The 25,387-nt window shown below is 41.9% G+C and carries 21 protein-coding genes; 15 read left to right on the top strand and 6 right to left on the bottom strand.

All coding sequences use genetic code 11. The features are described 5' to 3' along the window. The first annotated feature begins 130 nt into the window (after positions 1 to 130). The 3 genes from istA (at position 131) to AB4623_RS19385 (ending at position 4,088) form a co-directional block, all read left to right on the top strand. Positions 131 to 1,663: an IS21 family transposase gene (gene istA / locus AB4623_RS19395; RefSeq protein WP_017101221.1), complete on the top strand. Its 1,533-nt coding sequence runs from the start codon at positions 131 to 133 to the stop codon at positions 1,661 to 1,663. 11 nt (positions 1,664 to 1,674) lie between these two features. Then, entirely contained in the window at positions 1,675 to 2,415 is a 741-nt protein-coding gene (gene istB / locus AB4623_RS19390; protein ID WP_011988345.1) for an IS21-like element ISVch3 family helper ATPase IstB, read from the top strand. A gap of 134 nt (positions 2,416 to 2,549) precedes the next feature. Next, positions 2,550 to 4,088 carry an LA2681 family HEPN domain-containing protein gene (locus AB4623_RS19385; protein WP_372127734.1) on the top strand — a complete coding sequence of 513 codons (1,539 nt, stop codon included), beginning with the start codon at positions 2,550 to 2,552 and terminating at the stop codon, positions 4,086 to 4,088. A gap of 283 nt (positions 4,089 to 4,371) precedes the next feature. Here the strand turns inward: AB4623_RS19385 and AB4623_RS19380 are convergent, their stop codons facing one another. The 3 genes from AB4623_RS19380 to AB4623_RS19370 all read right to left on the bottom strand — a co-directional run bounded on the left by AB4623_RS19380 (position 4,372) and on the right by AB4623_RS19370 (position 7,081). Then, positions 4,372 to 4,968, bottom strand: a complete 597-nt coding sequence (locus AB4623_RS19380) for a tyrosine-type recombinase/integrase (RefSeq protein ID WP_372127737.1) — start codon at positions 4,966 to 4,968, stop codon at positions 4,372 to 4,374. Positions 4,969 to 5,200: 232 nt separating this feature from the next. Continuing rightward, positions 5,201 to 5,923, bottom strand: coding sequence for a TerC family protein (locus AB4623_RS19375; RefSeq protein WP_372127740.1), 723 nt, complete (start codon positions 5,921 to 5,923; stop codon positions 5,201 to 5,203). A gap of 408 nt (positions 5,924 to 6,331) precedes the next feature. Beyond that, the gene (locus AB4623_RS19370) at positions 6,332 to 7,081 is read right to left on the bottom strand and encodes a 3-oxoacyl-ACP reductase family protein (protein ID WP_050907646.1); all 750 of its coding nucleotides are present in this window, start codon (positions 7,079 to 7,081) and stop codon (positions 6,332 to 6,334) included. A 122-nt stretch (positions 7,082 to 7,203) separates the two neighbouring features. Here AB4623_RS19370 and AB4623_RS19365 point away from each other — a divergent pair, with 122 nt between their 5' ends. Continuing rightward, positions 7,204 to 8,127 (top strand): LysR family transcriptional regulator, encoded by a 924-nt coding sequence (locus AB4623_RS19365; protein ID WP_372127742.1) that lies wholly within the window; start codon positions 7,204 to 7,206, stop codon positions 8,125 to 8,127. A 123-nt stretch (positions 8,128 to 8,250) separates the two neighbouring features. On the opposite strand, the gene AB4623_RS19360 is transcribed toward AB4623_RS19365, so the two are convergent. Both AB4623_RS19360 and AB4623_RS19355 read right to left on the bottom strand, forming a co-directional pair. Continuing rightward, entirely contained in the window at positions 8,251 to 10,098 is a 1,848-nt protein-coding gene (locus AB4623_RS19360; RefSeq protein ID WP_372127772.1) for an MOSC N-terminal beta barrel domain-containing protein, read from the bottom strand. 109 nt (positions 10,099 to 10,207) lie between these two features. Continuing rightward, positions 10,208 to 10,975, bottom strand: a complete 768-nt coding sequence (locus AB4623_RS19355; RefSeq protein ID WP_372127745.1) for a carbohydrate deacetylase — start codon at positions 10,973 to 10,975, stop codon at positions 10,208 to 10,210. Between the two features lie 212 nt (positions 10,976 to 11,187). On the opposite strand from AB4623_RS19355, the gene AB4623_RS19350 reads away from it, so the two are divergent. Then, complete coding sequence (locus AB4623_RS19350; RefSeq protein WP_372127748.1) at positions 11,188 to 12,081, top strand: LysR substrate-binding domain-containing protein; 894 nt, start codon at positions 11,188 to 11,190, stop codon at positions 12,079 to 12,081. A gap of 209 nt (positions 12,082 to 12,290) precedes the next feature. On the opposite strand, the gene AB4623_RS19345 is transcribed toward AB4623_RS19350, so the two are convergent. Then, the gene (locus AB4623_RS19345; protein ID WP_372127750.1) at positions 12,291 to 13,238 is read right to left on the bottom strand and encodes an alpha/beta fold hydrolase; all 948 of its coding nucleotides are present in this window, start codon (positions 13,236 to 13,238) and stop codon (positions 12,291 to 12,293) included. A gap of 359 nt (positions 13,239 to 13,597) precedes the next feature. Here AB4623_RS19345 and AB4623_RS19340 point away from each other — a divergent pair, with 359 nt between their 5' ends. From AB4623_RS19340 to AB4623_RS19295, 10 genes are all read left to right on the top strand, one after another. Then, positions 13,598 to 13,933 carry an IS1-like element transposase gene (locus tag AB4623_RS19340; RefSeq protein WP_372127774.1) on the top strand — a complete coding sequence of 112 codons (336 nt, stop codon included), beginning with the start codon at positions 13,598 to 13,600 and terminating at the stop codon, positions 13,931 to 13,933. A 192-nt stretch (positions 13,934 to 14,125) separates the two neighbouring features. After that, positions 14,126 to 15,295, top strand: coding sequence for an MFS transporter (locus AB4623_RS19335; RefSeq protein WP_280605069.1), 1,170 nt, complete (start codon positions 14,126 to 14,128; stop codon positions 15,293 to 15,295). 355 nt (positions 15,296 to 15,650) lie between these two features. Further along, positions 15,651 to 16,862 (top strand): TniQ family protein, encoded by a 1,212-nt coding sequence (locus AB4623_RS19330; RefSeq protein ID WP_372127751.1) that lies wholly within the window; start codon positions 15,651 to 15,653, stop codon positions 16,860 to 16,862. Between the two features lie 2 nt (positions 16,863 to 16,864). Further along, positions 16,865 to 18,952 carry a type I-F CRISPR-associated protein Csy2 gene (locus AB4623_RS19325; protein ID WP_372127754.1) on the top strand — a complete coding sequence of 696 codons (2,088 nt, stop codon included), beginning with the start codon at positions 16,865 to 16,867 and terminating at the stop codon, positions 18,950 to 18,952. 6 nt (positions 18,953 to 18,958) lie between these two features. Further along, positions 18,959 to 20,008 carry a type I-F CRISPR-associated protein Csy3 gene (csy3, locus tag AB4623_RS19320; protein WP_372127756.1) on the top strand — a complete coding sequence of 350 codons (1,050 nt, stop codon included), beginning with the start codon at positions 18,959 to 18,961 and terminating at the stop codon, positions 20,006 to 20,008. A gap of 9 nt (positions 20,009 to 20,017) precedes the next feature. Continuing rightward, entirely contained in the window at positions 20,018 to 20,623 is a 606-nt protein-coding gene (gene cas6f / locus AB4623_RS19315) for a type I-F CRISPR-associated endoribonuclease Cas6/Csy4 (RefSeq protein WP_372050681.1), read from the top strand. A 358-nt stretch (positions 20,624 to 20,981) separates the two neighbouring features. Continuing rightward, entirely contained in the window at positions 20,982 to 21,134 is a 153-nt protein-coding gene (locus AB4623_RS19310; RefSeq protein ID WP_162838724.1) for a hypothetical protein, read from the top strand. Positions 21,135 to 21,466: 332 nt separating this feature from the next. Then, positions 21,467 to 22,225 carry a hypothetical protein gene (locus tag AB4623_RS19305; protein WP_372127759.1) on the top strand — a complete coding sequence of 253 codons (759 nt, stop codon included), beginning with the start codon at positions 21,467 to 21,469 and terminating at the stop codon, positions 22,223 to 22,225. A 50-nt stretch (positions 22,226 to 22,275) separates the two neighbouring features. Then, the gene (locus AB4623_RS19300; RefSeq protein WP_372127761.1) at positions 22,276 to 23,211 is read left to right on the top strand and encodes a hypothetical protein; all 936 of its coding nucleotides are present in this window, start codon (positions 22,276 to 22,278) and stop codon (positions 23,209 to 23,211) included. Positions 23,212 to 23,450: 239 nt separating this feature from the next. Next, the gene (locus AB4623_RS19295) at positions 23,451 to 25,172 is read left to right on the top strand and encodes a DUF262 domain-containing protein (RefSeq protein WP_372127764.1); all 1,722 of its coding nucleotides are present in this window, start codon (positions 23,451 to 23,453) and stop codon (positions 25,170 to 25,172) included. The last annotated feature ends 215 nt before the right edge of the window (positions 25,173 to 25,387 follow it).

Genomic DNA, 25,387 nt, shown 5'->3' with positions numbered 1-25,387 from the left:
GCCTAACTCCGAAATCGGTGATCGGAATAGCGAAAACCGCGATCGGAATGCCCGAAATCCTTCCTTTTTCTCTTTTAAATCAATAGCTCGCTATTCTTTACTTCTTAAACAAGAACGTAAGGAAGCGACAATGGCCAAAAAGAGAACTCCAATGAACAAAATCAAAGAGGTATTACGCCTTAAGTACGACTGCGGTCTCTCCAATCGTGGTATCGCTTCTTGCCTGAAACTCGGCCCGTCCACCATATCGGAACTCCTTACTCGCTTTAAACAAAGCCAACTTGGCTGGCCTCTACCCGAAAGTTGCAGCGATGCTGATCTCACGCAAGCGCTGTATCACGGCAAGAAAGCCAGTCGCGATAAAGTCATGCCAGACTTCACTCAATACGCAGTCGAACTCAGACGTAAAGGCATGACAAAGATGTTGTTGTGGCAGGAATACCATGAGCAATATCAAGAACAAGCTTACGCTTACACTCAGTTCTGCGAGCACTTCACTCGTTGGTTCAAAACTCAAAAGCGCAGCATGCGCCAGCTCCATGTGGCAGGTGACAAGCTGTTTATCGATTACTGTGGGCCTCGGCTTCAAGTGGTCAACCCTGATACAGGTGAAGTGCGCGAAGCAGAAGTGTTCGTGGCGACCTTAGGTGCGTCCAATTACACCTATGTTGAAGCCTTCCCGAGTCAAGGTAAGTCTTACTGGTTAGAGGCGCATGCCAATGCGTTCGAGCACTTCGGTGGTGTACCACAGCTCTTGGTTCCCGATAATCTACGTAGCGCGGTCACCAAAGCCAATCGTTATGAGCCGAGACTTAACGACAGTTATCAAAAACTGGCGAATCACTATCAAACCGCAGTGATGCCAGCTCGCCCTTACAAACCGAAAGACAAAGCCAAGGCAGAGAATGCCGTGCTCCTAGTGGAACGCTGGATCATGATGCGACTACGACATCAAACCTTCCATACCTTCAAAGAGCTGAACCTTGCCATCCGTGAGCTTATGAATGACTTAAACGAACGTGAGATGAAACAGTATGGTGCGAGCCGCAAAGCGCTGTTCGACAAACTCGATAAGCCAGCGTTAAAGCCGCTACCTAAGCAGCGATACCTCTATACCGAAACCAAGCGAGCCAAGGTTGGGCCTGATTATCACATAGAATATCGCCGCCACTACTACTCGGTGCCACATCAACTTGTTGGTCACCATGTCGAACTGGAAGCCTCCAACCGTCTGGTGCAGATCTACCATCAAGGTAACTTGGTAGCCCAGCATCCACGCAGCCAAAGAGAGCGCGGAAACAGCACCCAACCAGAGCACATGCCGAGTAATCATCAACATCAGAAGTGGTCGCCTGGACGCCTGCTCAACTGGGGAGCCAATATCGGCCCAGCCACACGAGAAGTCATCAATAAGATGCTCTACTCCAAGCCTCATCCAGAGCAGTCGTATCGCTCCTGCCTTGGGCTGCTCAATCTGAGTAAAGCGCATGGCGAGTCGCGCTTAGAGCAAGCCTGTAAAGATGCGCTGATGCTGACAAAACCGAACTACACCTTCATCAATAATCTGCTGAAGAACAATCGTGAAGGACAACTGAGCAAAGACAACACGAGCACGCCGAACCTTGTTCATAGCAATGTCCGTGGCCCGAACTGTTATCACTAGGAGAAATACAAATGAACGCACTGAACGACCAACTCAAAACCCTCCGCTTGAGCCATGCAGTGAAAGCGTTAGAGCAGCAACAAGAACAACTGAGCACCTACGCAGAGCTGGACTTCGAGGAAAGGCTAAGCCTACTTCTGGAAAGTGAAATCTTGAATCGCAATCAGACAAAAATCCAACGCTTAAAACGGCAAGCCAAACTGAGAGTGGATGCTCAGCCGAGCCAACTCATCTACAAGGAGGGACGAAATCTCAATCGTAAACAGATGAGCGAACTTCTAACGGGCAGTTATCTACATAAGCACCAGAATATCTTGATCACAGGCCCAACAGGTGCTGGCAAAACGTATCTTGGCTGCGCACTGGCAACCAGTGCCTGCGACCAACAACACACGGTCAGATACTACCGATTAACTCGCCTGCTTGATGACCTGACCGCAGGTCGTCTGGACGGTAGCTATCAAAAGCAACTTCAATCGTTGGCTAAGAAAGCTCTACTAATCCTCGACGACTGGGGGATGGAAAAGCTAACCCAAGAGCATGCAGGTCACTTATTAGAAGTGCTTGAAGATCGTTACCAAAACAGCAGCACGATCGTCATCAGTCAGTTACCTGTAAAGGAGTGGTACAACATGATCGGTAACGCCACTGTCGCAGACGCTCTAATGGATCGGCTGGTACACAATAGTCATCGAATAGAACTAGGAGGTGAGTCGATGAGAAAACTGGCGCAATCCGATCACTTAGAGTAAAAATAGGAAGAGAGAAAAACGGCAGGATCAAGTGATCGGAATAAACCGAAACGAGCGATCGCAATCACCGAAATACGCAATCTGTACATTGTGAGTCTCAGTATTACTATGCTCTTGGAAATTGCTATTCAGCAATGTATCACCCAAGTCATTCAAAATGGTATTCACCAGAATCCACAAAAGTAGCTGTTTCTTATCGTAAGGCATTATCAAAGGTAAATGAGTTAGAAGTCGATCCTAATACTGTCCAACTAAAATCTATGATATGCACAAATTTAGCTAATCACCTTTCTTCACAAGGTCGTGCGTTGTGTTGTATCGAGTTCTATGACGAAGCGATAAGGTTAAATAACAATCCAGTAGCATACGTTGCAAAAGCACGTAATGAACTGTTTATAGCTGAATCTTTGTATGATCCAGGTCATCAGCAATACCATTACTATAAGGCTGCAAAGCTATTAGACGAATTAAAACCTTACGAGAACCAACTTGAACCAGAACAACGGGCACCAATCGACAAAGGAGGAATTTTGTATGATTTCAGCCAATGGTTTCACTCTCATTTTTCATTTGTCGATTTCGATTATTTCAAAAGCTTCAAGGAAGAGTTCAAGTCTGAAGAGCAACAAAGTTTTTTGAAGTGGTGTGGTGATCATAAGTTATTTCTAAACGACTTGAATGACGTTTGCCAAGACGAAGTCGTTTATCAAGACGTATTGGCTCTGTCGTCATTTTCAATCAATATAAATCCAATCTTAATCGAATCAGAAAAGCTCGCTTACCATGTTAATTATGACGAAATAAAGAATGATTATTGTTACGCTCGATACTTAATGTATCAGGCACTGATGATTGAAGATGAAGAAAAACATTATTTTAACGACACTTACAAACACGTATATGGTCATTGTGGTAACTTAGATAATTTAAAAGTGAGTCATTTAAAGTCATCATTCAAGACTCTTTATGCGCTATTCGACAAAATAGCTTACTTCTTGCACCGATTTTTTGATTTAAATGATATCTCGAAAGACAACAAAATTTATATAGATAAATTGTTTAGAAAATTAAACGGAAAATGGAAACCTAATGATAAGTTGGAGGAAGGTAACAATTTCTTTATCAATGCATTGTTTTTCATTTTGCAAGATTTACGAGATGTAGAAGGTCATGAGTCTGTTTCTCGTTGGGTTGACCCAGATACAAGGGCATTTTCTGAGATTAGAAATGCGATTGAACATAGATCGTTGATTATCGTTGATAGTGAGATTTATGATTTATCAGTGAACTACAATTCTTATGCCAAAATGAAATCAGAAGATATGGATAATCAACTTTCTGAGTTAGTGGGTAGTTTGGAAGGTATTAGTAAATCGATTTCGCTTGCACGTAAAAAGAAAGATAACGATAAAGTTTCTGAACTGTTAGAGCAACGAATTGAACTTGAAGCGCAGTGTGAGAAAATCAAACATAAAAAATATGAAAAGCAAAAGCTATCAACTCATACTCTTCACGTGTCTGTTGAAGAGTTCGAGAGACGATTGTTTACTTTGATTAAGCTTGTAAGAAGCTCGATTATGTATCTCTCATTAGCAATTAACTTAGATGCCAACGTGAAAAAGGCAAGCGAAAAAGGGTTTTATCTTCCCTTAGAGATTCCGTTGAAAGATTAATTGTAATAAGGGGGGGAGCGTAACGCTCAATCGAAAGCCCGTACTGCCTAGCGTCCAAAGTGCGAATTACAGAAGTTGCCGCAAGTTTTTGTATAACTCCGGCGGCTTCGGGACAATACGATTTTTCAAACTACATACACCCAAAATAAGCTAGGTCTGACTCTCTTTCATCGGATTAGATTTGATAGGGAAAAGCACGCCTCTAAAATATGTAGAGTATTTATTCTAACGAGTTTTGGGGCACAGGCTTTTCAGGAGAAAAGCCTGTAGCAGCTTCTATCTGTCAGCAGTCTGTTTTCTCTGACAACCTCAGAGCGTCCTCTAGCTCAACGCCAAGGTATCGAATTGTGTTATCAAGCTTCGAGTGTCCAAGTAAGATCTGTACAGCCCTGATGTTTTTCGTTCTGGCATAGATTAAAGTGGCTTTGGTGCGACGCATGGAGTGAGTACCGTAATAGTCAGCATTCAATCCAAGTTTTACAGCCCAGCTCCTGATAATTGCTCGATAGAATGAGTAGCTGATAGGTTGCCCAGAGCGGCGGCTACTCGGAAATAGAAGACTGCTTGCCTCTAGGGATGCTGCAAAAATCCATCGGCTAATACTTTGCTGTGTTCTTGGTGTAATCTCATAGTGGACATCGGTGCCCGTTTTTTGCTGGGTGCACTGAACCCTGTCATAGATAACTCCTTGCGAAGAAACATCGTAAACGTGTAACTTTAGCAAATCACTCGCTCTTAACTTGCTATCTATAGCTAGGTTCAGTAACGCGAGCTGCATCAAATCGTTTTCAATCTCCAGCCTAGTTCTGATCCGCCAGATCTCTTCAAGCTTAAATGGCCTTTTGATGCCACTGCATTTTCCAGAAGATGACTTTCTCATGATGACCTCCTCTCAGTGTTTGTGGTCAACATGAAGTTTGGCAATCATATTTTATAGGGGATGGGTTAGCTTAAACGCCTATGGGAAAAACGAGTTATCACCCTTCCTAAATTAGCAAATAATGAATCCCCCTTGTGTATAGAAAGCCGCTTTGCCTAGTGCTGATCGTGTAGGCTAGGTTTGTACATTACGAATCATCAGAGCCTACAGGCTCCTTGTACATGAGACGTATCTAGTTAAAACGTAACCCGATTCGCTTTTTCTGAAATTCTTTGATTTGTTGGATGGTTAAGGTTCGCTTCTGTTTGTTTTTTATTTGTATATGACATAACTCAAGCGTTAGTCCGAAAACCATCGCAAAGTACACATAGCCTTTATTGATATGAATGGCTAAACCTTCCGCCATTAGTAGTCCGCCCAATAAAACCAAAAACAGTAAAGCCAATGTTTTAAATCCAGGGTAACGAGTAACTAAGTCGTTGATTTTTTCCGCCGTTAAAATCATAAAAATCGCAGATGTCAAAATAGCGGCTATCATAACTGGCACTTCAGATGTTAAACCAACGGCGGTTATGACTGAATCCATAGAAAAAACGGCATCTACCGCCACAATCTGGAGAAGTACGACGGCGAGTCCAGTCCTAGCTTGAGTCGAGTATGACGATGGTGTATGCCTTAACCACGACCAAAGTTCTTTCGCACTTTTAGCCAACAAAAAGCCACCACCCAATATCATAATAATATCTCGTCCAGTAAACGTGATGTGGGTGAAGCTCAGCAAGGGATTAGTCAGAGACATCACCCCCGAAATAGAAAACACAAGACCTATTCGCGTTAACACCGCCAGAGCAATACCTAAATTACGTGCAACTTTGCGTTGCTGTGCTGGGAGTCGTTCACATAGAACAGAAATGAAGACGACATTATCGACACCCAAAACAATTTCAAGGATCAATAACGTTGCAAATACAACCTAGATTTCAGGTTGTAGAAAGAGCTCTAGCATGTGCTTATCTCCTTAATACAAGAAGACAATGAGATAAAACGGCACCTAAAGGGGTCGTCCATAGAAGTCATTTACCTCTCTGTTTAGAAATGGAATAAGACTAAGCATTCGTTTTAATAACGCTAATTTTTTAATACGCTATCTGTTTTATTGGGGAGCTCGATATTTAACATCGGATGTTTATGTGGTAATAACTGGATGTCATTAGCAAGCGTGCAAAACTGTTCAAAACTGATAGGTGCTGAATGATTGACCTTGGATGTAGGCCAATCATCGTATCTCTCTTTGCTCATCATGAAGTGATGATTGCTTGAGGTTGGGTTGATCAATCGTGAGTGACTCGACCGTGTATTTCGATTAAGAGGAAAAGCCACCGTCGATCATCAAGTCAGCACCAGTGATGTAACCCGCTTCTGAGCTAGCGACGAATGCTACTAAGCTCGCAATCTCCTCTACTTGACCATAACGACCAAGTGCACCAATAGCTTTTACTGGCTCTGAAGTATCGCCATTGTCTGGGTTTAAGTCGGTATCCACCGGACCAGGTAAAATATTGTTGACGGTAATGCCTCTAGGGCCTAAATCGCGAGAGAGACCTTTGACCAATCCGGTTAGTGCAGACTTGCTCATTCCATATATAGAACCGCCAGCAAAAGGAATGCGCTGAGCGTTCGTACTACTGATATTGATTATTCTGCCATTATTATTCATGTGCTTCGTGGCTTCATGAATCGCCACAAACACACTTCGTACGTTGGTATTGATGGTCTTGTCCCAATCATCCATCGTCAAATTTTCAATACTGTCCCAGATCAGCGCACCTGCGTTGTTTACGACAATATCAATTTGACCAAGTTGTTCTATGGTTTCGCTGATTGCATTTCTGATATCTTCAGGTTTAGTGCTATCCGCCTTTATTGCGATGACTTTGCCACTTTGTGAAGTTAAGCTCTCCGCAAGCGCTTTAGCTTTTCCGTGGGATGACACAAATGTAAAAGCAACAGACGCTCCCTCCAATGCCAATCTCTCAACAATGGCGGCACCAATACCGCGACTGCCACCTTGGATAAAAGCGACCTTACCTTTGAATCTATTGAAGTTATTCATCATGTTTACCTTTATTGAAAAGTCGATGTAATCATCTCGTTGATGTACGCAGAATAATCGATTCACATCTGCTTATTAAGTCCATATAATGAAAAACATAAAGTCCCTGAAGGAATTAATTGATGTTAAAAAGCCAGTTTGTGGAAGTTCGTCACTTTGTCACCGTTGCGCAGTTGGGGAGTTTTACCCTTGCGGCCCAAGCGCTTGGGATGACCGGTTCAGCTTTAAGTAAAAGCGTTGCTCGACTAGAAAAGCAGCTAGGCACCAAACTCCTTCATCGAACAACTCGACGCATCGCGTTGACCAATGATGGGGATTCCTATTTAGCCGATTGCCTTAAAGCGATGACTATTTTAGAGGAAGCAGAGAAGCGCTTAAGCAATCAACAGTTATTGCCATCAGGGCGTGTGCGTATTGATTTACCCGCAGTTCTCGGTAGAAGAGCTATCCTACCCAAGTTGCTAGAATTAACGTCCAAGTTCGAGCAATTAGATCTATCTATTACCTTTAATGACCGTCCTACGGATTTAGTCAGTGACGGGATTGATCTTGCGATCCGCGTTGGGCATTTAGAAAACTCGGGCGATATTGTTGCACGTAAAATTGGGGAGCAAAAAAGGGTGATATGTGCCTCTCCCTCTTATTTAGCAACTCGAGCACCGATTACCAAAAAAGAAGATCTAGCCCAACATGATTGCATCGTCGGCTGGCCTATTGGACAAAGGCATAGCTGGCTACTGAGAAATGCGAAGGGGGCAACCGAATCTGTCGATATTTCAGCACGTCATGAGATAGCCGACTGTGAAGGCATTTTACAATCGGCTTTATCTGGTGCCGGTTTAGCTCAACTACCAGTATGGTTAGTGAAGCAATACCTTGATGATGGACAATTACGCCCTGTATTAGAGAAACTCAATGGCGAAGGAGCGCCCATCAGTATTGTTTGGCTAAAAACACCTTACATTCTGCCTAAAATAAGAGTCATCATAGATGAAATCATTGCATTATCGAGTCGTCATCCAGATATTTTTGAGGCTTCTTTGTAATGTTGACTAATCGAAGCATGACATTGGAGGTCATTTGGGTGTTATTGTGTTTTAGATAGTCCAACGATATTGAGGCCACTATCAAAGTTTGATGGTGGCCTAAATCATCATAAAACCTACATACTAGCTAACAATATTTACATTTGTCTTAGGTACCGCACAGCAAGCTAGGGCCATTCCTTTCGCCTTATCACTGTCTTCAATTCCAGGCGCATCGGGCTGGTAAACCTCTCCTGATTTCACCGTGACTTTGCAGGCGCCGCAGAAGCCAGCTCTGCAGTTATTCGAAATAGAAAGTCCTGCTGCTTCGGCTTGCTCCAGAACGGTGCGCTGGTTGCTTCCCTCAAACACGACACCATCAAGACTGATTTGAACCCTTTTCTCGTTCCTGTCCGTCACTCTTGCAACACCAAATGTCTCTTGATAGTACTGTTCTTCAGGCAGTCCACTCTCTATCATCAAGCGTTTTACACTCTCCATGAAACCACTAGGACCACATACAAAAACCTGACGCTTGTGAAACTCTGAAATTTGATTTAAATGAGTACGACTAAAATACCCCTTTTCGCCTATCCAACCAGTTGATGGATCGCTAAGGGCTATAGTCACAGTCACATTGGCGTGTTGCTTTTCTAGCATAACGAGCTCTTCCATGAATGGAATATCTGTTTCCGTCAAACATTGATGATAAAACGCAATATCACGAGTGTCACGTTGGTCAGTCAAGTACCGAAGTATGGATATCATGGGTGTCACACCGCTACCGGCAGAAAGCAGCAACAGCGGGTCCTTCGAGCCTTTAGTAATATGGAATGTGCCTTTGGGTTTATCCGCAATAATGGTATGGCCAACTTGTAAGTGGTTGAATAACCAGTTGGAGACTTCACCACCATTGACTCGCTTCACGGAAATCGACAAACGTTCTGGCCGAGAGGGGCTAGATGACAGCGTATACATTCGTTTGGTCAGTTTGCCATTGACCTTGATCTCAATAGGTAGGTGTTGTCCCGCTTTATACTCAGGCACCAAGCCATTTTTAGGCTCAAACCAAAATGTCTCGAAGTTTCTTGCTACAGGTTCTCTTTCAACGCAAATCAACTCTTGTTTTTTTGCGTCGAGATCTTCATAAAACTCCTTGGACTTATATTCAAGCACTTCGATAGCATCATTGATGGAGATAACACCTTCGTTTTTCGCTATAAGGTTTTGCCCGAAAAATATTTTGCCTTGCTCGTTGGCTCTAAAACGCGAAAAGGTTGTCAATGGCTCTTTACTGGCCCTAAACTCCCTATTTTCCAGATCAAGTGTCGTTAAAATGCACCGCTCACACGGTTCTACAATTTCAAATTCGACGTCACCTATCTTGATACGCTTCCATGAGTCTTCGATAAAAGGTTCGTCCGATTGCACCACGAGGTTAGTACGAAACTGTTCCATGGTGTGGGCTTCGCTGCTGCGTCTATTCAGCTCCGCTAGTGAGCCAGAGCTAATAAGCAAGATAGGAAAACCGTCGGCAAAGCTCACATTATGACCAAGGTTTTCTCTCATGCGGTTAGATTGCTCGCCAGTAAACAGTAACTCAACTCGCTTCCCTATCACTTGGCTAAACCAATCGTTCGCTTCATCGGTTGTTGTATAGGCGGAAAAGCGGTCTCTCCAAACACTGGCATCTGTAGCCTGCATTTTAAACGTAGAATAGTGTAACTTTAGCGATTCCATCCCAGGGTAAGAAAAAATGATGCCAGTAGACAGTAGACTGGAACTCACTTGAACCATATTGGGATACTGACGCGCCGTCACCATCGTTGGGTATTTAGCTAAGGCGGAAACCGCTTCGCCAGTCAGCGCCAGCATAAAGCGACGATCAAAAGCAAGGCCTTGCTTTTCAGTCCACGAAGAAGAGAGTGAAAGCCCGCCAATGGATTTGACTGGATAGATAGTGATTTGGGAAAGTACGGTAGGATTTACCACAATGTCACCCTTTATTATTGTGTTGATTGATTGAACCGCAAGCGACGATTTTAACGACCGAGCAAAGCTGATGGTTTGTCTTGTGAGGAGGTAAATTTGCTTCGCTGAATTAAGCATGAAGCGCATCAAAGCCGACGCATTCAATGTCATTTTTTCTTAGCCAGAGAGAAAACTCATCGCTGGTTAAAATCTTCCACTCTTCAACGCGGGCATGGGCATAGCTAGAGATGCCCTCTAGCTCTTCATTAAGCGTTCTGGCAGGGTGACACATCAATTCAATCGTGCTGTTAGGCATGCTGTCTTGATAAGCCAGCAACATGGCTTTGAGGTACTCAATATTAGCGCCATCGGCATGAAATCCCATATCAAACGCATCTGGGGTCGGGACCGATAACAATTTTTGACCTCGTATAAAGCTATCAATACGCCTGACGGGGAGGCCTATTTCATTGGCTGCTTGTGTAAAACCTATTTTAAGAGGGCGATAGGCGCCTGCAAAATGGTGGCTATCGATATGGTTGATATTAAAGCCTGCGTCCATAGCGGCGTGATATTGCGCTTTTAACTCTCTCGCCACTTCGTTAGAGGAGACATCTGATTTATTAAATAAAGTCTTTCTATCAAAAAAATGACCATTCTCGTCGACCAGTGTTGGAACCAATGTAGGATCTGAAATAGGTTGACCAGATGTCACTGTAAAATGCAGTCCAACTTCAGGAATAAGGCCACGTTGATAGAGCTGTGACGCATGAGCGACGCCAGGTTGGTTCATCATGATGGTGGTCGATTTTACGGTTCCGGCACGAAAACAATCCGCAATCCCTAAGTTCACCGACTCCGTCAGCCCAAAATCATCAGCATTTAATATAAGTTTCATCGTATCTTATCCAAGTTGTATTTTATCGAATCTTGTAATAGCTGTATCCGTTCCGATGCCCGTGTTGAGCCTTCCATCATCGACAACGTTGCGCTTCTTAATTGAGTCACCATTAACGTCCTTGTAATGTGACATTACACAAATTAATCTATAATGACTCACAGCTTCGGACAAACGAACAATACCTCTAAATGAATTAACTAGAGTAATGCATGAGTTCAATAACCAATCAACAACAGCAGCTTTCTCTGCTTCATACTTTTAGCGTTGCAGCGCGCCACTTGAGTTTTACCAAGGCAGCAGAAGAGCTCTTTCTGACCCAAGGTGGGGTGAGCCAGCGAATTAAAAAACTGGAAATGCAGCTTCAATTCAATCTATTCATTAGAAAAACCCGAAAGTTAGAGCTCACGCCGGAGGGACAAAGAGTTCTGAGTGTTTTGAACTCTTCATTTGAGTCCATATTTTCCACCCTTTCTGACATTCAAACCGGAGAGCTGACTGGTAGCTTGCATATAGCGACATCACCTTATTTCGCCTCTGCTTGGCTGATCCCGAAACTCCCTTCACTTCGTCAGCTATACCCCAATCTAAGCATCAAGCTGCAAACCAAACAAAATCAATCTGATTTTCAATTTGAGCCTTACGATGTGGCGATTTTTTATAGCCAAGGGCGGTACCCCAACCACTACAGTGAGCGACTGTTTTCAGGGAAAAGAACACCTGTATGCAGTGTTGATTACGCCGTTGAGCATGACCTTCACAATGGGTTGAGCGCTCTATCTGACGTTAATTTTATCCATAGAGGGGATACGAGTGCGTGGCAGTATTGGTTAGATGAGATGAATGTCGGCATCGACTGCGAAAAGCGATGTGATTTCTATAGTGATAACAGACTGGCGATGGAAGCAGCGGAATTATCGCTCGGTGTGTTTCTTGCTCGATATGAATTTGCGCTGCCTTTGATCCAAGCGGGGAGGTTAGTCGCGCCATTTCCACATATTGAATCAGGAAAGGGCTACGATTTGGTTTGTCCTAAAGGCATGGAAACGAGAGCAAAATTCCAAGCGTTTTCTCGCTGGGTACATTCTGAACTAGACAACGAATAATGCGTTCTCGTTGTATCGCGATATGACTGAGCACGAATCAACTCAATCGCCATTGTTCTCTGAATCTCTCCAACGCTTTAGACTCATCATCGCTCAAATGAAAAAATACCCTAGCGTTTACTCTAGGGTATGTATTAACAACAATGATAGGCAGTCTATAGCAGCAATGAAGACCGCAATAGAAACAAAACTCAGCTCAGTTTTGTAAATTATTTTTTATTCAGAAAGTCAATAACTAAAGGCTCTACTGTCGCAGGACACTCTTCTGGTAACCAGTGTCCACATCCTTGTATCGTTTCCCCTTGAACATTGTCACCGTATTTTTTTACCTGATTAAGGAAGGCATCACCCAGTCCACCGCCATTGCTGTCTCCTGGAATAACAAGTACAGGCATTTTTAACTTATGGTCTTTAACGATTTCTTTGTTCTGCTCTGCTGAGGTAGTAAATGAACGATAGTACTCAAACGCAGCATGTAAGGTTTCTGGCTTAGCATACGACTTTGCATACAAATCAAGCAGTTCGTCTGTAAATACTTCTTTATTGGTCGCATGTTTCTTGATGATATGAGAAAGAAACAACTTTTCCTTACCTTCAACAATGTTTTCTGCAAAGTTGTTTTCAGCAGTATAAAAACTCCAGTGCCACGTAGAGGCTTCACCTTCTGGAGTAAAAGACGGGAAAGTATAGATAGTATCGTCTGGAATAATAGAATCAAAATATATCACTTTCGATATATCGTCTTGGTGCTGTGCGATCATCGGGTACGTCATCCAAAACCCTGTATCATGTGCAACGACATCGAAAGGCTCATCAGGACTGAAGCTTTTCGCAAGACCATGAAGATAAGGATAAACATCTAACCCAGAATAGGTTGAATCTAATGGCTCAGACTGTCCAAGGCCTGGCATGTCGACAGCGACAACGCGATGTTCTTTAGCTAGCTTTGGCATTAGCTGATGCCATTCATACCATGTTTGACTATACCCATGGACCATAAGTACCAGAGGTCCACTTCCTCCTTCTACATAGTGCAGTTTCACACCATTGATTTCTTTAAAGCTACTTTCAAAGCCAGTAGGGATTGGAAACTCACTGTTCGCTTGACTCTGCCCATTACCCGCAAAAGCCATTGAGGAAAGTAAAATAACCGACATGGCTAAAAGTGTTTTCTTTCATTTTTTCATAAGGTTAAATCATCTCATAACGTGTTAAACCGATATGCACTTACACTAAATGGCATACCGAAGCAGAGCGCAAAATGTGTCATGGCATATTCGAGTCGTCAACTGGGTGTTTTTTAGCAAATCAACGTAACGGCTAAATTGTGTCCATTCATCACACCTTCTATTTATTGAAAGAAATCAGAGATTAAATCATTTAAAAACAGACACTTGTTTTGCTTTCTTCTGAGCTTAATGTTCAGTTTAACACGGTAAAAAAAACACATTAAGTCCTTGTGGGAATATGTATTAATAATTTAAGGGACTTAATTCGGCGTGTGTTATCCCCTATTATGCAATCCAACTTGATAATTACATTCAAAAGATTCTCGGTACCTCTCACTGAGACTTTGAGGTTCGATGTGACGACGAATAACCCTCATTGCCACTTCTGTTGTAAGAGTGACAGCGTGGTAAAACATGGCTATAGCCCTAAAGGCCACCAAAGGTATCGCTGTCTGAGTTGCTGTCGCACGTTTCAAGTGAATTATTGTTACGAAGCCTGCAAACCAGGCATTAGGAGCAGAATTATTGAAATGACCGCACAAAATCATGGAAAGCGGGCAACCAGTCGTCACTTGCAAGTTTCGTACAACACGGTTCTAAGCGCATGTCATCGGGATAAATAGAAGCTATTCCCCCCTTTGAAAATGCGAATTCCGATAATTCGCCGAATTCAATTGCATTGATAACGGCATTTTTATTGGACGAAAAACAACATTTTTGCGTCACCTATCCAAAGCATGGATTGAGTGTTCTAACAACAACCAATGTTAACGGTACATATATTCCATACGTTAATAATCATTTGAGTTGAAACAATGAAAAAACAAAGCTTATTTATTTTTGCTCTATCTTTAGCCGTTTTTGGCGTTATCACGACAGAGTTGGGTATTATCGGTCTTCTTCCACAAGTCATGAAAGACTTTAATATTGACGTACAAGAAGCAGGTCTGTTAGTCAGTGTTTACGCTGTTGTCGTGGCGGTGAGTGGACCATTTATTACATTATTTATGTCAGGGTGGAATAGAAAATACGTCTTAATTGGCATACTTTCCTTATTCGTGTTCTCGAACCTTGTGTACGCCATAACGCAAGATTACACAACCATGATGATATTTCGAATTCTGCCAGCCTTGATGCATGCTGTATTCTTTTCAGTTGCATTAGTAGCAGCCACTTCTATGGTTCCAGTTGAAGAACAAAGCAACGCCGCAGCAAAAGTATTCGGTGGGGTAGCGGTAGGTTTGGTCTTCGGTATTCCGATTAGTGCTTTTCTAGCTGAACAGTACTCTCTCGCTTATGCCTTTTACTTTGGCTTAACTGCTTGTGCCATTGCGTTAGTGAGTGTGATGTTCTTGATGGAAAGCGCGCCTGTAAAGGAAAAAATGTCATTCGGCTCTCAAGTGACTATTTTACGTAGCAAGTCCATGTGGCTGTCTTTATCGACTGTAATATTCGTATTTGCAGCGATGTTTTCTTCGTACAGCTTTATTACTCAATACTTAAGCACAGTAACGAATATGAACGGTACGTGGATTAGTGCCATGCTGATGGTGTTCGGTGTATTTGGTATCTTTGGTAACTTCATCTTTGGCAAACTACTTGGCAAAAACATGAAAAAGACCGTGATGCTTTACCCTGTCATACTTGGGCTTATCTTTGTTACCGTATACTTCATGGGTTTCTCATTCTCATTTATGGTAGCCATGGTCGCATTTTGGGGTGCAGTACACTCTGCTGGCTTGGTTGTGAGTCAAACATGGGTGATGGATAACGCCGGTGATGCGAAAGTTTTTGCTAATAGTCTTTACATCTCTTTTTCAAACTTTGGGATCACCATTGGCTCGATCGTAGCTGGATGGTTTATCGCTCAGTTCGGTGTAGAAAATCTATTCCTATCAAGCTTAGCATTTACGGTATTAGCGTTGATTAGTATCTTACTAAACCAGAAAAAAAGTCCCGCTATTAAACTTTCAGAAGTGAATTAATCCGCGAAAGTGCTGGCTTTCATGAGAGAAGCATAATCACAAAGGTCAGCACTATTTCTATTACTTGCTCATTCCTGATTGGATTAAACATGTTAGTCCAATCAGCCACTCATTTTGCATTAGATTACTTTATTCAAAGTGCATGTCGCTACTTTGAAACGTCTATTAGTTCTAACAAAGTTTGGGGCAGAATTTTCTTAGCTCTTTCGCATCATAGTTGTGATCACCAAGCGATTCTGTCGTATTTTGAATGAGTTCATAGGCATTTTTTCAAAATATGTTGGCCTCTATGGTTGCAATGCATGAAATATCTCCGATACTGAAACTTAGATATTCTAAGTTTTAGTGGTGGCATGTGAAAACGGATATTCAACTTTACCCTGACGAATCACTCGAAAGCTTCTTGTTGCGCTTATCGCAAGAACAAGGTTACGAGCGATTTTCTCATTTCGCCGAAGATATCTGGTTCGACACTATGGATCTGCATGGAGCGATTGCTGGTGCTTTCCCCTTAGAGCTCAACCGAGTCAATATCTACCACGCTCAAACCACAAGCCAAATGCGGGTACGGGTTCTTATCCATCTTGAGAACCAATTAAAGCTCAACAACTTTGGTGCACTGCGCCTAGCGTTATCACATTCAAAAGCTCAATTCTCTCCGCAATACAAAGCTGTTCATAGATTTGGTTCTGACTATCCTTATGCTTTTGTTCGCAAACGCTTCACGCCTATTTGCCCCTTATGTATTGGCGAAGCACCCTATATTCGCCAACAGTGGCAATTTATCTCTCACCAAGCTTGTGAACATCATGGCTGTAAGCTGATTCATCACTGCCCTGAGTGTAAGTCGAGGCTTGAATACAAAAGTACCGAGAGTATTGGCCAGTGTGAATGTGGGTATGAACTTCGAAACTCGCCAGTAGAGGATGCGCCAGAGGTTGAGGTGTTGGTCGCTCAATGGTTGTCAGGAAGTGATTCAAAACCCTTGGGATTATTGAAAGCAGAAATGACGTTATCTGAGCGTTATGGTTTTTTTCTTTGGTATGTAAATCGTTATGGCGATATCGATGACCTCAGTTTTGAGTCACTCATTGAATATTGTGGCTCTTGGCCAACGGCATTGTGGCAAGACCTCGATGCCTTGAAAGAGAAGGCAGAACTTGTGCGAGTAAAAGATTGGAAGAAGATGTTTTTCAATGAAGCTTTTGGTGCTCTGCTTAAAGATTGCCGTCAGTTACCCAGTCGGCAGTTGAGTCACAATATAGTGCTTGCACAGATGTTAGCTTACTTTACAAAGCTAATGGCAACAGTGCCCTCAAGCGGCAAAGGAAATATCGGTGATGTACTGCTCAGCCCCTTAGAAGCTTCTACATTGCTTTCTTGCACCACCGATGAAGTGTATCGGCTGTATGAGTTTGGTGAGATTAAAGCCGCGATCAGGCCGCGAATGCATACAAAGATAGCGAGTCATGAGTCGGCGTTTACTTTAAGAAGTGTCATCGAAACAAAGCTGACTCGAATGAGCTCTGAAAGTGATGGTTTAAGTGTATATCTACCTGAGTGGTAATTATGACGAAATTAAGTGGCTTATTAGCAATTGAAGACGAGGCAGTAAAGCAGTCTGCTTTAAAGAAGATGTTCATGCCCTATACGGAAGATGTCTGTGTTGAAGGGTATGAAAAAGAAGCATTAACGATCTTGCTTAATCTCAGTTCAAGCCATCAAGCGGATAGATGCTCTGATTGGTTGGATGTTGCTCGTGCTAAAAGGCATTTAAAAGCGACTGAGAACCTAGAGGCATCTCTTGATGAAATCAAATGGTTCCATACTCATAACCTCAAGTTTCCAGACTGCCGAGTTAAAGATCAGCGGATAGTTGCACAGCCTCTTGTGACAACCGAGGCATTTATTTCAAGCGCAGTATTAGAGCAACGCTTAGGGTGGGCGCATAACTCTGCAGTGTATCGGCATACATTGTGGTTATTGAATTCTTTTCGTTGGCAATCACAGTCCGCAAGTCTTCTTTCACTTATTCAGCAAGAAACCCCTATTTGGCTCGATCTGCTTAAAGAATTTGGTTTGGGTGTTAAGTCACTTGATCGCTTAAAACACACAATTGAAGAGAAACTTCCTGATAATAGTTTTCCTGACAGTGTCAGCACTTACAGCAAGCAACTGCGGTTTCCATGGGGGGATGATTATATTTCGGTGACCCCAGTGGTCAGCCATGCCATTCAGAGCGAGTTAGAAGTGAGATCGAGAAGTCGAGAAAGTAAGCTTAGCTTTGTGTCTTTGTCACTGCCGAATTCTGCAAGTATCGGGAACTTGTGTGGCAGTTTAGGTGGGTATATGAAAGCCCTAAATTACCCGCTAGACGTCAAACCAGCGCAGGGTGGGACGTTAACTGAAAGTCGCAAAAAGAGTGGCCGCTACTTTGATGACTATCAGGTAACTAACGCCAAAATTTGTCAGGTGTTAAATCACTTAATTGGATCCGAACCATCAAAAACACAGAAGCAAAGAGAGAGCGCTCGTAAGGTTAGAAGTAAGATATTGCGAAAGCAGATAGCCCTGTGGATGCTCCCATTAATTGAGTTAAGAGATATCGTTGATGCTGAACCCAATCAACAGAAATTGAAACATGATGACACTTTAGTTCAATCCTTTTTGTCGCTACCAGAATCGGACCTAGGCTCTTTAGCTAGTGAGTTAAATCGTCGCTTGCATCTCTCGTTTCAGAATAACAAGTATGCTGCGAAGTTTGCCTATCATCCTAAGCTTATGCAGGTCGTCAAAGCCCAAATCGTATGGGTACTTGAACAACTTAGTAAACCAAATGGCAATGAAGATAAGGTAACGGGTGAGCAGTATATCTATTTATCATCAATGAGAGTGCAAGATGCGGTCGCAATGAGTAGCCCATACCTATGTGGTGCTCCTTCTTTGACTGTTATTTGGGGCTTTATGCACCGCTATCAAAGAGAGTTTAATAAGCGAGCTAATTGTGATTCCCTGTTTGAGTTTTCGAGTTTCTCTTTTTATGTTCGAAGTGAAAATATTCAACCGACAGCGAAGCTTACCGAGCCCAATTCAGTCGCCAAAGCGCGAACGGTTTCTAACGCGAAGCGACCAACTATTCGTAGTGAACGATTAGCGGACCTAGAAATAGACTTAGTTATCAGAGTCCATAGCGACAGCCGAATTTCAGATTTTAAGTCCGCGCTTAAAACGGCACTTCCCGTTGCTTTCGCCGGAGGGGCATTATACCAACCACAGCTATCGACGCAGGTTGAGTGGCTAAGGACGTTTACCAGTAGGAGCGAGCTTTTCCATGTCATAAAAGGGTTGCCAGCATACGGACGATGGTTATATCCAAGTGAGAACCAGTCGAGTGATTTTGATGAGCTAGAGCGTTTTATTACTAAAGACGCTGATAATTTGCCAGTTTCTATTGGCTACCATTTGTTAGAACAACCAACTAAACGGCGCAACTCAATCACTGGTTGTCACGCTTATGTAGAGAATGCGATAGGACTTGCTCAGCGAGTTAACCCCATAGAAGTACGTTTTAGTGGAAGAGATCACTTTTTAAACCACGCCTTTTGGTCGATAGAATGCAGTAGCGAAACTATTCTTATAAAAAACTATAGGGATTAATCGTTTATGGAACTTTGCACTCAGCTGAATTACGTTCGATCACTCTCTGCTGGCAAAGCATATTTCTACCATCTTTCTAAAAGTGGTGAGATGTGTCCCCTTGAAGTTGATAGAACTAGGTTGCGCGCACCAAAAGGGGGTTATGCAGAAGCCTATAAAGGGGGCAAGTTTGTAAAAAAGAATGTTGCTCCACAAGACTTATCTTACTCCAATCCTCAGTTCATCGAAGAGTGTTACGTAAAGCCGGGTGTAGATGATATCTACTGTGCATTCCCGCTTCGAATTCGAGCCAATTCTCTAACCCCTGATATCTGTAGTGACGATGAAGTGCGCAGTAAACTTTCGTTACTGGCTAATACTTATAAAGATCTCAATGGCTATCAGGAGCTCGCTCATCGATACGCGAAGAATATACTGCTTGGCAGTTGGCTTTGGAGAAACAGAGAGTGTCGACAATTGTCGATAGAAGTGACCACCAGTGATTCGCAAACCTTGATTATAGAAAACGCAACAAGGCTTTCTTGGTATGGTCATTGGGATGAGGCTTCAGCAGAATACCTAGAAAAGCTCACAGCCTATTTGATGCGAGCCCTTTCTGACCCGACCGAATATTTCTACATGGATGTCAAAGCTAAAATTGGAGTTGGTTGGGGAGATGAGGTTTACCCAAGCCAAGAGTTTTTAGATAGCCGAGAAGATGGTGTTCCGACTAAGCAGTTAGCTACCGTCGAACTATTGAACGGAAAGGAAACCGTTGCGTTTCATGGTCAAAAAGTTGGAGCCGCATTGCAATCGATTGACGATTGGTGGCATGAAAACGCAGATAAACCATTAAGAGTGAACGAATATGGGGCAGATCGAGAATACGTTATAGCAAGGCGACACGTGTCCCATGGAAATGACTTTTACCAATTAGTCAGAAATACAGAGAACTGGATTGAAAGCATGACAGCTTCTCAAGTCATCCCAAATGATGTGCACTTCATCATGTCTGTCTTGATCAAAGGCGGCCTATTCAATTGCTCAAGTTCAAAGTCTAAAACGAAGGCTAAGTAAGGGAGAGCTATGACTAAGCGTTACTATTTCTTAATACGTTACATGCCTGCACAAGCCGACCATGAATTATTGGCAGGACGGTGTATATCCCAAATGCACTTGTTTATGGTCAATAACCGACAAGCCATGAATAAAATAGGTGTGAGTTTTCCGGACTGGAACGAATCTACAGTTGGCCAAACCATTGCCTTTGTTGCTGAAGATAAAGAGATGATGATTGGACTCGCTTTTCAGCCCTATTTCTCTGTGATGGTAAATGAAGGTTTATTTGAGATCTCCAGTGTTTGTGAGGTGCCTGACATTGCGGTTGAGGTGAGGTTTACCCGTAATCAAACGATTGGGAAAAGTTTTCTGGGCTCCAAGAAACGTCGAATCAAACGTAGCATGGCGAGAGCCGATTTCTCTGGTGATGGACAATCATTACCAGCCACTAATGAAGAGCGAATCATCGATAGTTTTCATCGAATCCCAATCTCCAGCGGTTCATCAGGGGAAAGTTATATTTTGTTTGTACAAAAGGAGTTTGTTAGAGAGCGCGTTGCAGCAAACTTTAATAGCTATGGTTTAGCCACCAATCAAGAAAGAAAAGGCACGGTACCTGACTTCAGTTTTTGACCCTTTTTTGAAATTTTTATTTTAGATATTTAAAAACAATGAGTTATAGACGCAATAAGAAAAAGGGTATTTTAGACTTTTGTGATATAAAACAAGTGGAATTAACAGCTTAGCGACTATAGTTAACAGTGTCCTGCCGCATAGGCAGCTAAGAATATGGACTGCTCGGGTCCCACAAGTGAATATGCGTGTCCTGCCGCATAGGCAGCTAAGAATAGGCCAGGAAGAAAGCAACCAACCTGCTGAACAAGCAGTTAAGAATCAAAACCATCATGTTTAGGCTTGATGGTTTTTTGTTGGGCATGTTGATATTAAACTGTTAAGACAAAATTTTTCCAAGTAGTAAAGTGAGTATGAGATGAGTGATGTTTTGAATATGGTGCATGAGACAGTAAACGACTTATACGAAAGTGGTGCTGTAGATCAAGCAACGTTAAACCAGTTTGAAAAGATATGTTTAACCGTAGCCGACGATGATGGTGGAGTACAGGAAAGTAAAGAAAGCTCTTAGTTATCGAATTTTGACAAGCCCCTTCGGTAATTAAGCGCTTGATGATCACAATACTAGCTTGATCTCAGCTAGCGCATTTTTGCCCCTTTTCTTTTTAGAGTAAAAGCTCGTTCATATGCCGTTAATGCGAATTTGCCCTACTAAAAGTTATCTGAATACAGAAAATCAAGAAGTAATGCATCACGTGGAAATCTAACTTATTATTTTTTAACTAAGCTATTGAATTTATGTTGAACCCTTAAAAGAAAGACCACATCATATACCCATGAAGTACGGCTAATCACCGTATCAAAGCGTTCTGTGTCCCGAGTAAGTTAGGAGCTAATTCTCAAATGAGCATTCAGTTAAAGCTGATTCAACTTCGAAAGAAAATTAGACTAAATAAGAAGAAAGTAATTGATGCAATCATTGCAGATCACTCAGCAGAAATGTGCATAATTTGTGGTTCTCAAGAGAAGTTGACTAGAGAGCATGTGATTCCTCAGTGGGTCTACAACCGTTGTACAAAACGAACTTTCAAAACAACAACTAACGACATTTCTCAGACTTACAATAAAACGACGCTACCAGCGTGCAAGGAGTGCAACTCGAATCTCCTCGGTTACTTAGAGAGGCATTTGAAGCATGAATTTGAAAAATTCGATGTTGGTAACCAAGGGTTCTCTCAAGAGACCTTAGAGTTAATCATTCTATGGTTAGAAACTTTAGAGTACAAATTTCAAGTGCTTGACCTTCGAAGAAACTTAAACAAGGTAAAAGGTGCAGACTACATTCCTTTTATTGGCAAAATGCCAATAGCAATGTTTCAAGGTCCTATGGAGACAAGTCCTTCAAAGGTTTTTTCTAACCTTCGTTCTGCATTGCAAGTATTGAGTATGAAATCAAAGGTAGACAGGCTTAACTCTCTTTGTGTTATCCATACCACGAATAATGACTTCCATTTCTTCCACTCTACGAATAATTATATCTTTATTGAACTAGCTGAGTTTGGTGTAGCATTTTTCTATTTTTACAAACGAACGTTTGAGGACAATGGCGTCGCTGCTGAGTCTGCAATGGCAATAGTCCGAGAAAACTATGCAGTAGCATAGGCATTGCGTTATTCACCTTAACAGAACTTTGATAAATCTATGGAGGAATAGTGGGCAGTAAAATTCCAGAAGCGATTCGAGCGAGTGGCACTTCGGTCTCAGCTTTGGGCTTTGAACAACAACCTTTTGGTAAACTATTTTGTTGCGTCGATGGATGCAGCGCAGAACTTAGCTTTGTCAAAAGACATAACAGAAAATATGAGTCAAAAACGGTAGAGATCGCTCCTTGTTTTAGGCTAAAGAGATATGAGCAACATAGTGTAGGATGCAAATTTGATTTGTCTGGGAGGTTAGAGCTTGTCGCTAAAAGATCGGATTCTGAGGTATTCAGAGCCGTTTCAGCATCTAAATATGAATTTCGATTGCATATACTGTTGAAAGCTCTTTGGGAGTTAACAGATCATCAAGTGAAACGTAAGGGATCTAGTTGGGGAGAAGCCGGTGAACAAGACAAAAAATACTCAAACAAAGGACGTTTAACAAACTACCTACGTACACTGAAACAGGTATTAGAACTAAGGGAGTTATGTGAAGAAAAAGAAGAACTGTCTTCTTTAGTAACACTCGATTTTAAGGGGCACAAGATACCTTGGAATCAATTCTTCTTTGATATCAATAATTTGTTTGAGTTTTTGAAATTCTATAAACCTGAGAAAACAACACCGCCTTTGGCAATATCAGGGCACATAAAAGAGATTAGTCCACCGACAGAAAACTTTAGATTTCATCAAATTAAGTTAGAGTCCCCATTTATTGAAGTGAACGAGCAAGGAGTAATAAATAAACCAACACCTGAAATTACAATTAAAGACCCTCGGCTGTTGAAACACTTTCAAGTTGGATCTGAGTATATTTTTTTTGGTATATGGTATGTTCGCCAAAGACCAAAAAAAGGTCGAGGTGAAAATTCGCATATCAAGTGGGTATTTAATAATATAGTGCTTAACGTAGCTTATAAAGATCACTTCATCAAAATCGGATTCTAACAAATAAAGAATAAACGCTGTGAAGCCAGCGTTTAATCGGATTGTTGAATGGCCACGATGTCTTTTCAAGGCTAATGCGGTCATCGCAAGGAAGGGGCGTACAGAGCGTTGTTACCCCATGCTGTATAACGAGGATACATTCGACCAAATCCCGCACATTGTGAGACTCACTTATCTTTGTACACTGCATAGCCTAATGTTAGTATTTCTAAACGACTAGTAATCATAGAGTTATTGAAATGAACCTCAGCACCGCGAACGAAAATTTTAGGCAACTTGTTGGGCACAACGTTACTTATAGCATACCGCCATTCCAGCGAGACTATTCGTGGGGTGAGGAGAACTGGGAAGAACTCTGGTTTGATATTTTAGCTATGTATAGCGGGGAAGATGATGCTGAGACTGAGCATTATATGGGATATCTAGTCTTACAAGAATCTGCGAACAAAAAATCTAGCGCTGTGATCGATGGTCAACAAAGGATCACTACGATTTCAATCATCATATTATCTGCACTGAATCACTTACAAAGCTTGATAAAGAAAGACTTGGATTCAGAAAACAACTTGAAGCGTGAAAATGTTTTGCGTGAAAGCTACATAGGCTACATCGATCCTATTACGTTACGTTCTCGTTCTAAATTAACCTTGAACAAGCACAATGATAGGTTTTACCAAACTTACATTGCAGTTAACTCTGAGTATATCCCTGCGAGAAACCTTAAAGCATCTGAGCATCTTCTTAGAAAAGCGTATCATTGGTACTCAAACAAGATTGAGACAAGATTTGGATTCACAAAAGAAAGTGGTCAAGAAGTAACAGCTTTTATTGATTCCTTAGTCGACAAATTGTTTTTCACAGTAATTTCAGTCACTGATGAGCTAAATGCCTTTAAAGTATTTGAAACGTTAAATGCGAGGGGGGTAAAACTTAGCTCTACAGACCTGTTGAAAAACTATCTATTTTCTGTGTTGAGTAAAGACAATCCACATAACTCTGTTTTAGAAGATCTTGAGTCTTCATGGGAGCATATTACTGGTTTGCTAAGTAGTGAAAGCTTTCCTGAGTTGTTGCGAATTTTCTGGAATAGTAAAAACAAGTTGGTTCGTAAAAAGGATCTATTTAAAACAATTCAAAAGGCTATAGATACGCAAGCAAAAGCATTTCAATTGGTTACAGACTTGGAATATAACGCTGAGATTTATGCGAACCTTCGCGATCCTAACAGTGCCATTTGGGATGTAGCTGAAAGGGAAGCTCTTTCGCAGTTAATAATGTTTGGTGTAAAACAACCTATGGCAATGCTTATGTCCTCATATCGAAGATTCTTTGATACTGACAGACAAACTTTCACAAAAATCCTTCAGTCAATATCAGTAATATCGTTTAGATATAACGTAATTTGTAGTTTGCCACCACAAGATCAGGAAGGCTTGTATAGCTCAGTAGCTACGAGAATAGAGAATAGTGATCTTACCTCTTACGTAGAAGTTATTGATGCACTGAGAGATATTTATCCAGATGACACACATTTTACTGCGGCATTTACTAGCAAGCAGTTAAAGACAACAAACACTCGCAACCAAAAGGTTGTCCAGTACATACTTACAAAATTAGAACACAGTGAATCTGGAAACTCTATAGATTTAACGACTAACCAATTTAACATTGAGCACATTTTGCCCCAGCGCGCTGGTGCTGGTTGGGATCAATTTAATAGTGTCAGACAACAACAGTCAATTTATCGATTAGCTAACATGGTTATATTAGAGAAATCAATAAATAAGAACATTGGAAACTGTCCTTATGAGGTCAAGCGCGAATCACTTAAAAAGAGTGCTGTTGTTATAACTGCGGGACTTGCAAACTTTTATGATGATTGGACTCCAGAGACCATCGACTCTCGACAAAAGTTTCTGGCTAAGAAAGCTAAAACCATATGGCGAGTTAACGGACTTTAATTGTAAAGGCCCATTAGGGCCTTTCTTAGTTCTCAGTTGAGCTAGCAAATGTGATAACGACTGTTGAACTATAAACCAGCATAAAAAACACTATGGGATAGGTTTACTTTACTCAAAGTAATTGCGTATTTATTGTCAACGATAGCAGTGCATTCTAAAGAATATGACTGAGTGACCAAGTGAAAAGTGGCTGAATGAATTTGGCCACTTGATTG

Source organism: Vibrio sp. 10N.222.52.C12 (assembly GCF_041474215.1).
GTDB classification, from domain to species: Bacteria; Pseudomonadota; Gammaproteobacteria; order Enterobacterales; family Vibrionaceae; genus Vibrio; species Vibrio crassostreae_C.
Note: the sequence above shows the minus strand (reverse complement) of the source record. Positions and strands in the feature narration are given on the sequence as shown.

Bases quoted from the DNA above. Each gene is read 5' to 3' on its own strand.
- AB4623_RS19350 (WP_372127748.1), top strand. From the start codon at position 11,188: ATGAGTTCAATAACCAATCAACAACAGCAGCTTTCTCTGCTTCATACT.
- AB4623_RS19325 (WP_372127754.1), top strand. From the start codon at position 16,865: ATGACGAAATTAAGTGGCTTATTAGCAATTGAAGACGAGGCAGTAAAG.
- AB4623_RS19340 (WP_372127774.1), top strand. From the start codon at position 13,598: ATGCAATCCAACTTGATAATTACATTCAAAAGATTCTCGGTACCTCTC.
- csy3 (WP_372127756.1), top strand. From the start codon at position 18,959: ATGGAACTTTGCACTCAGCTGAATTACGTTCGATCACTCTCTGCTGGC.
- AB4623_RS19345 (WP_372127750.1), bottom strand. From the start codon at position 13,238: ATGTCGGTTATTTTACTTTCCTCAATGGCTTTTGCGGGTAATGGGCAG.
- AB4623_RS19380 (WP_372127737.1), bottom strand. From the start codon at position 4,968: ATGAGAAAGTCATCTTCTGGAAAATGCAGTGGCATCAAAAGGCCATTT.
- AB4623_RS19335 (WP_280605069.1), top strand. From the start codon at position 14,126: ATGAAAAAACAAAGCTTATTTATTTTTGCTCTATCTTTAGCCGTTTTT.
- istB (WP_011988345.1), top strand. From the start codon at position 1,675: ATGAACGCACTGAACGACCAACTCAAAACCCTCCGCTTGAGCCATGCA.
- AB4623_RS19310 (WP_162838724.1), top strand. From the start codon at position 20,982: ATGAGTGATGTTTTGAATATGGTGCATGAGACAGTAAACGACTTATAC.
- AB4623_RS19365 (WP_372127742.1), top strand. From the start codon at position 7,204: ATGTTAAAAAGCCAGTTTGTGGAAGTTCGTCACTTTGTCACCGTTGCG.
- AB4623_RS19355 (WP_372127745.1), bottom strand. From the start codon at position 10,975: ATGAAACTTATATTAAATGCTGATGATTTTGGGCTGACGGAGTCGGTG.
- istA (WP_017101221.1), top strand. From the start codon at position 131: ATGGCCAAAAAGAGAACTCCAATGAACAAAATCAAAGAGGTATTACGC.
- AB4623_RS19385 (WP_372127734.1), top strand. From the start codon at position 2,550: ATGTATCACCCAAGTCATTCAAAATGGTATTCACCAGAATCCACAAAA.
- AB4623_RS19370 (WP_050907646.1), bottom strand. From the start codon at position 7,081: ATGAATAACTTCAATAGATTCAAAGGTAAGGTCGCTTTTATCCAAGGT.
- AB4623_RS19305 (WP_372127759.1), top strand. From the start codon at position 21,467: ATGAGCATTCAGTTAAAGCTGATTCAACTTCGAAAGAAAATTAGACTA.
- cas6f (WP_372050681.1), top strand. From the start codon at position 20,018: ATGACTAAGCGTTACTATTTCTTAATACGTTACATGCCTGCACAAGCC.
- AB4623_RS19295 (WP_372127764.1), top strand. From the start codon at position 23,451: ATGAACCTCAGCACCGCGAACGAAAATTTTAGGCAACTTGTTGGGCAC.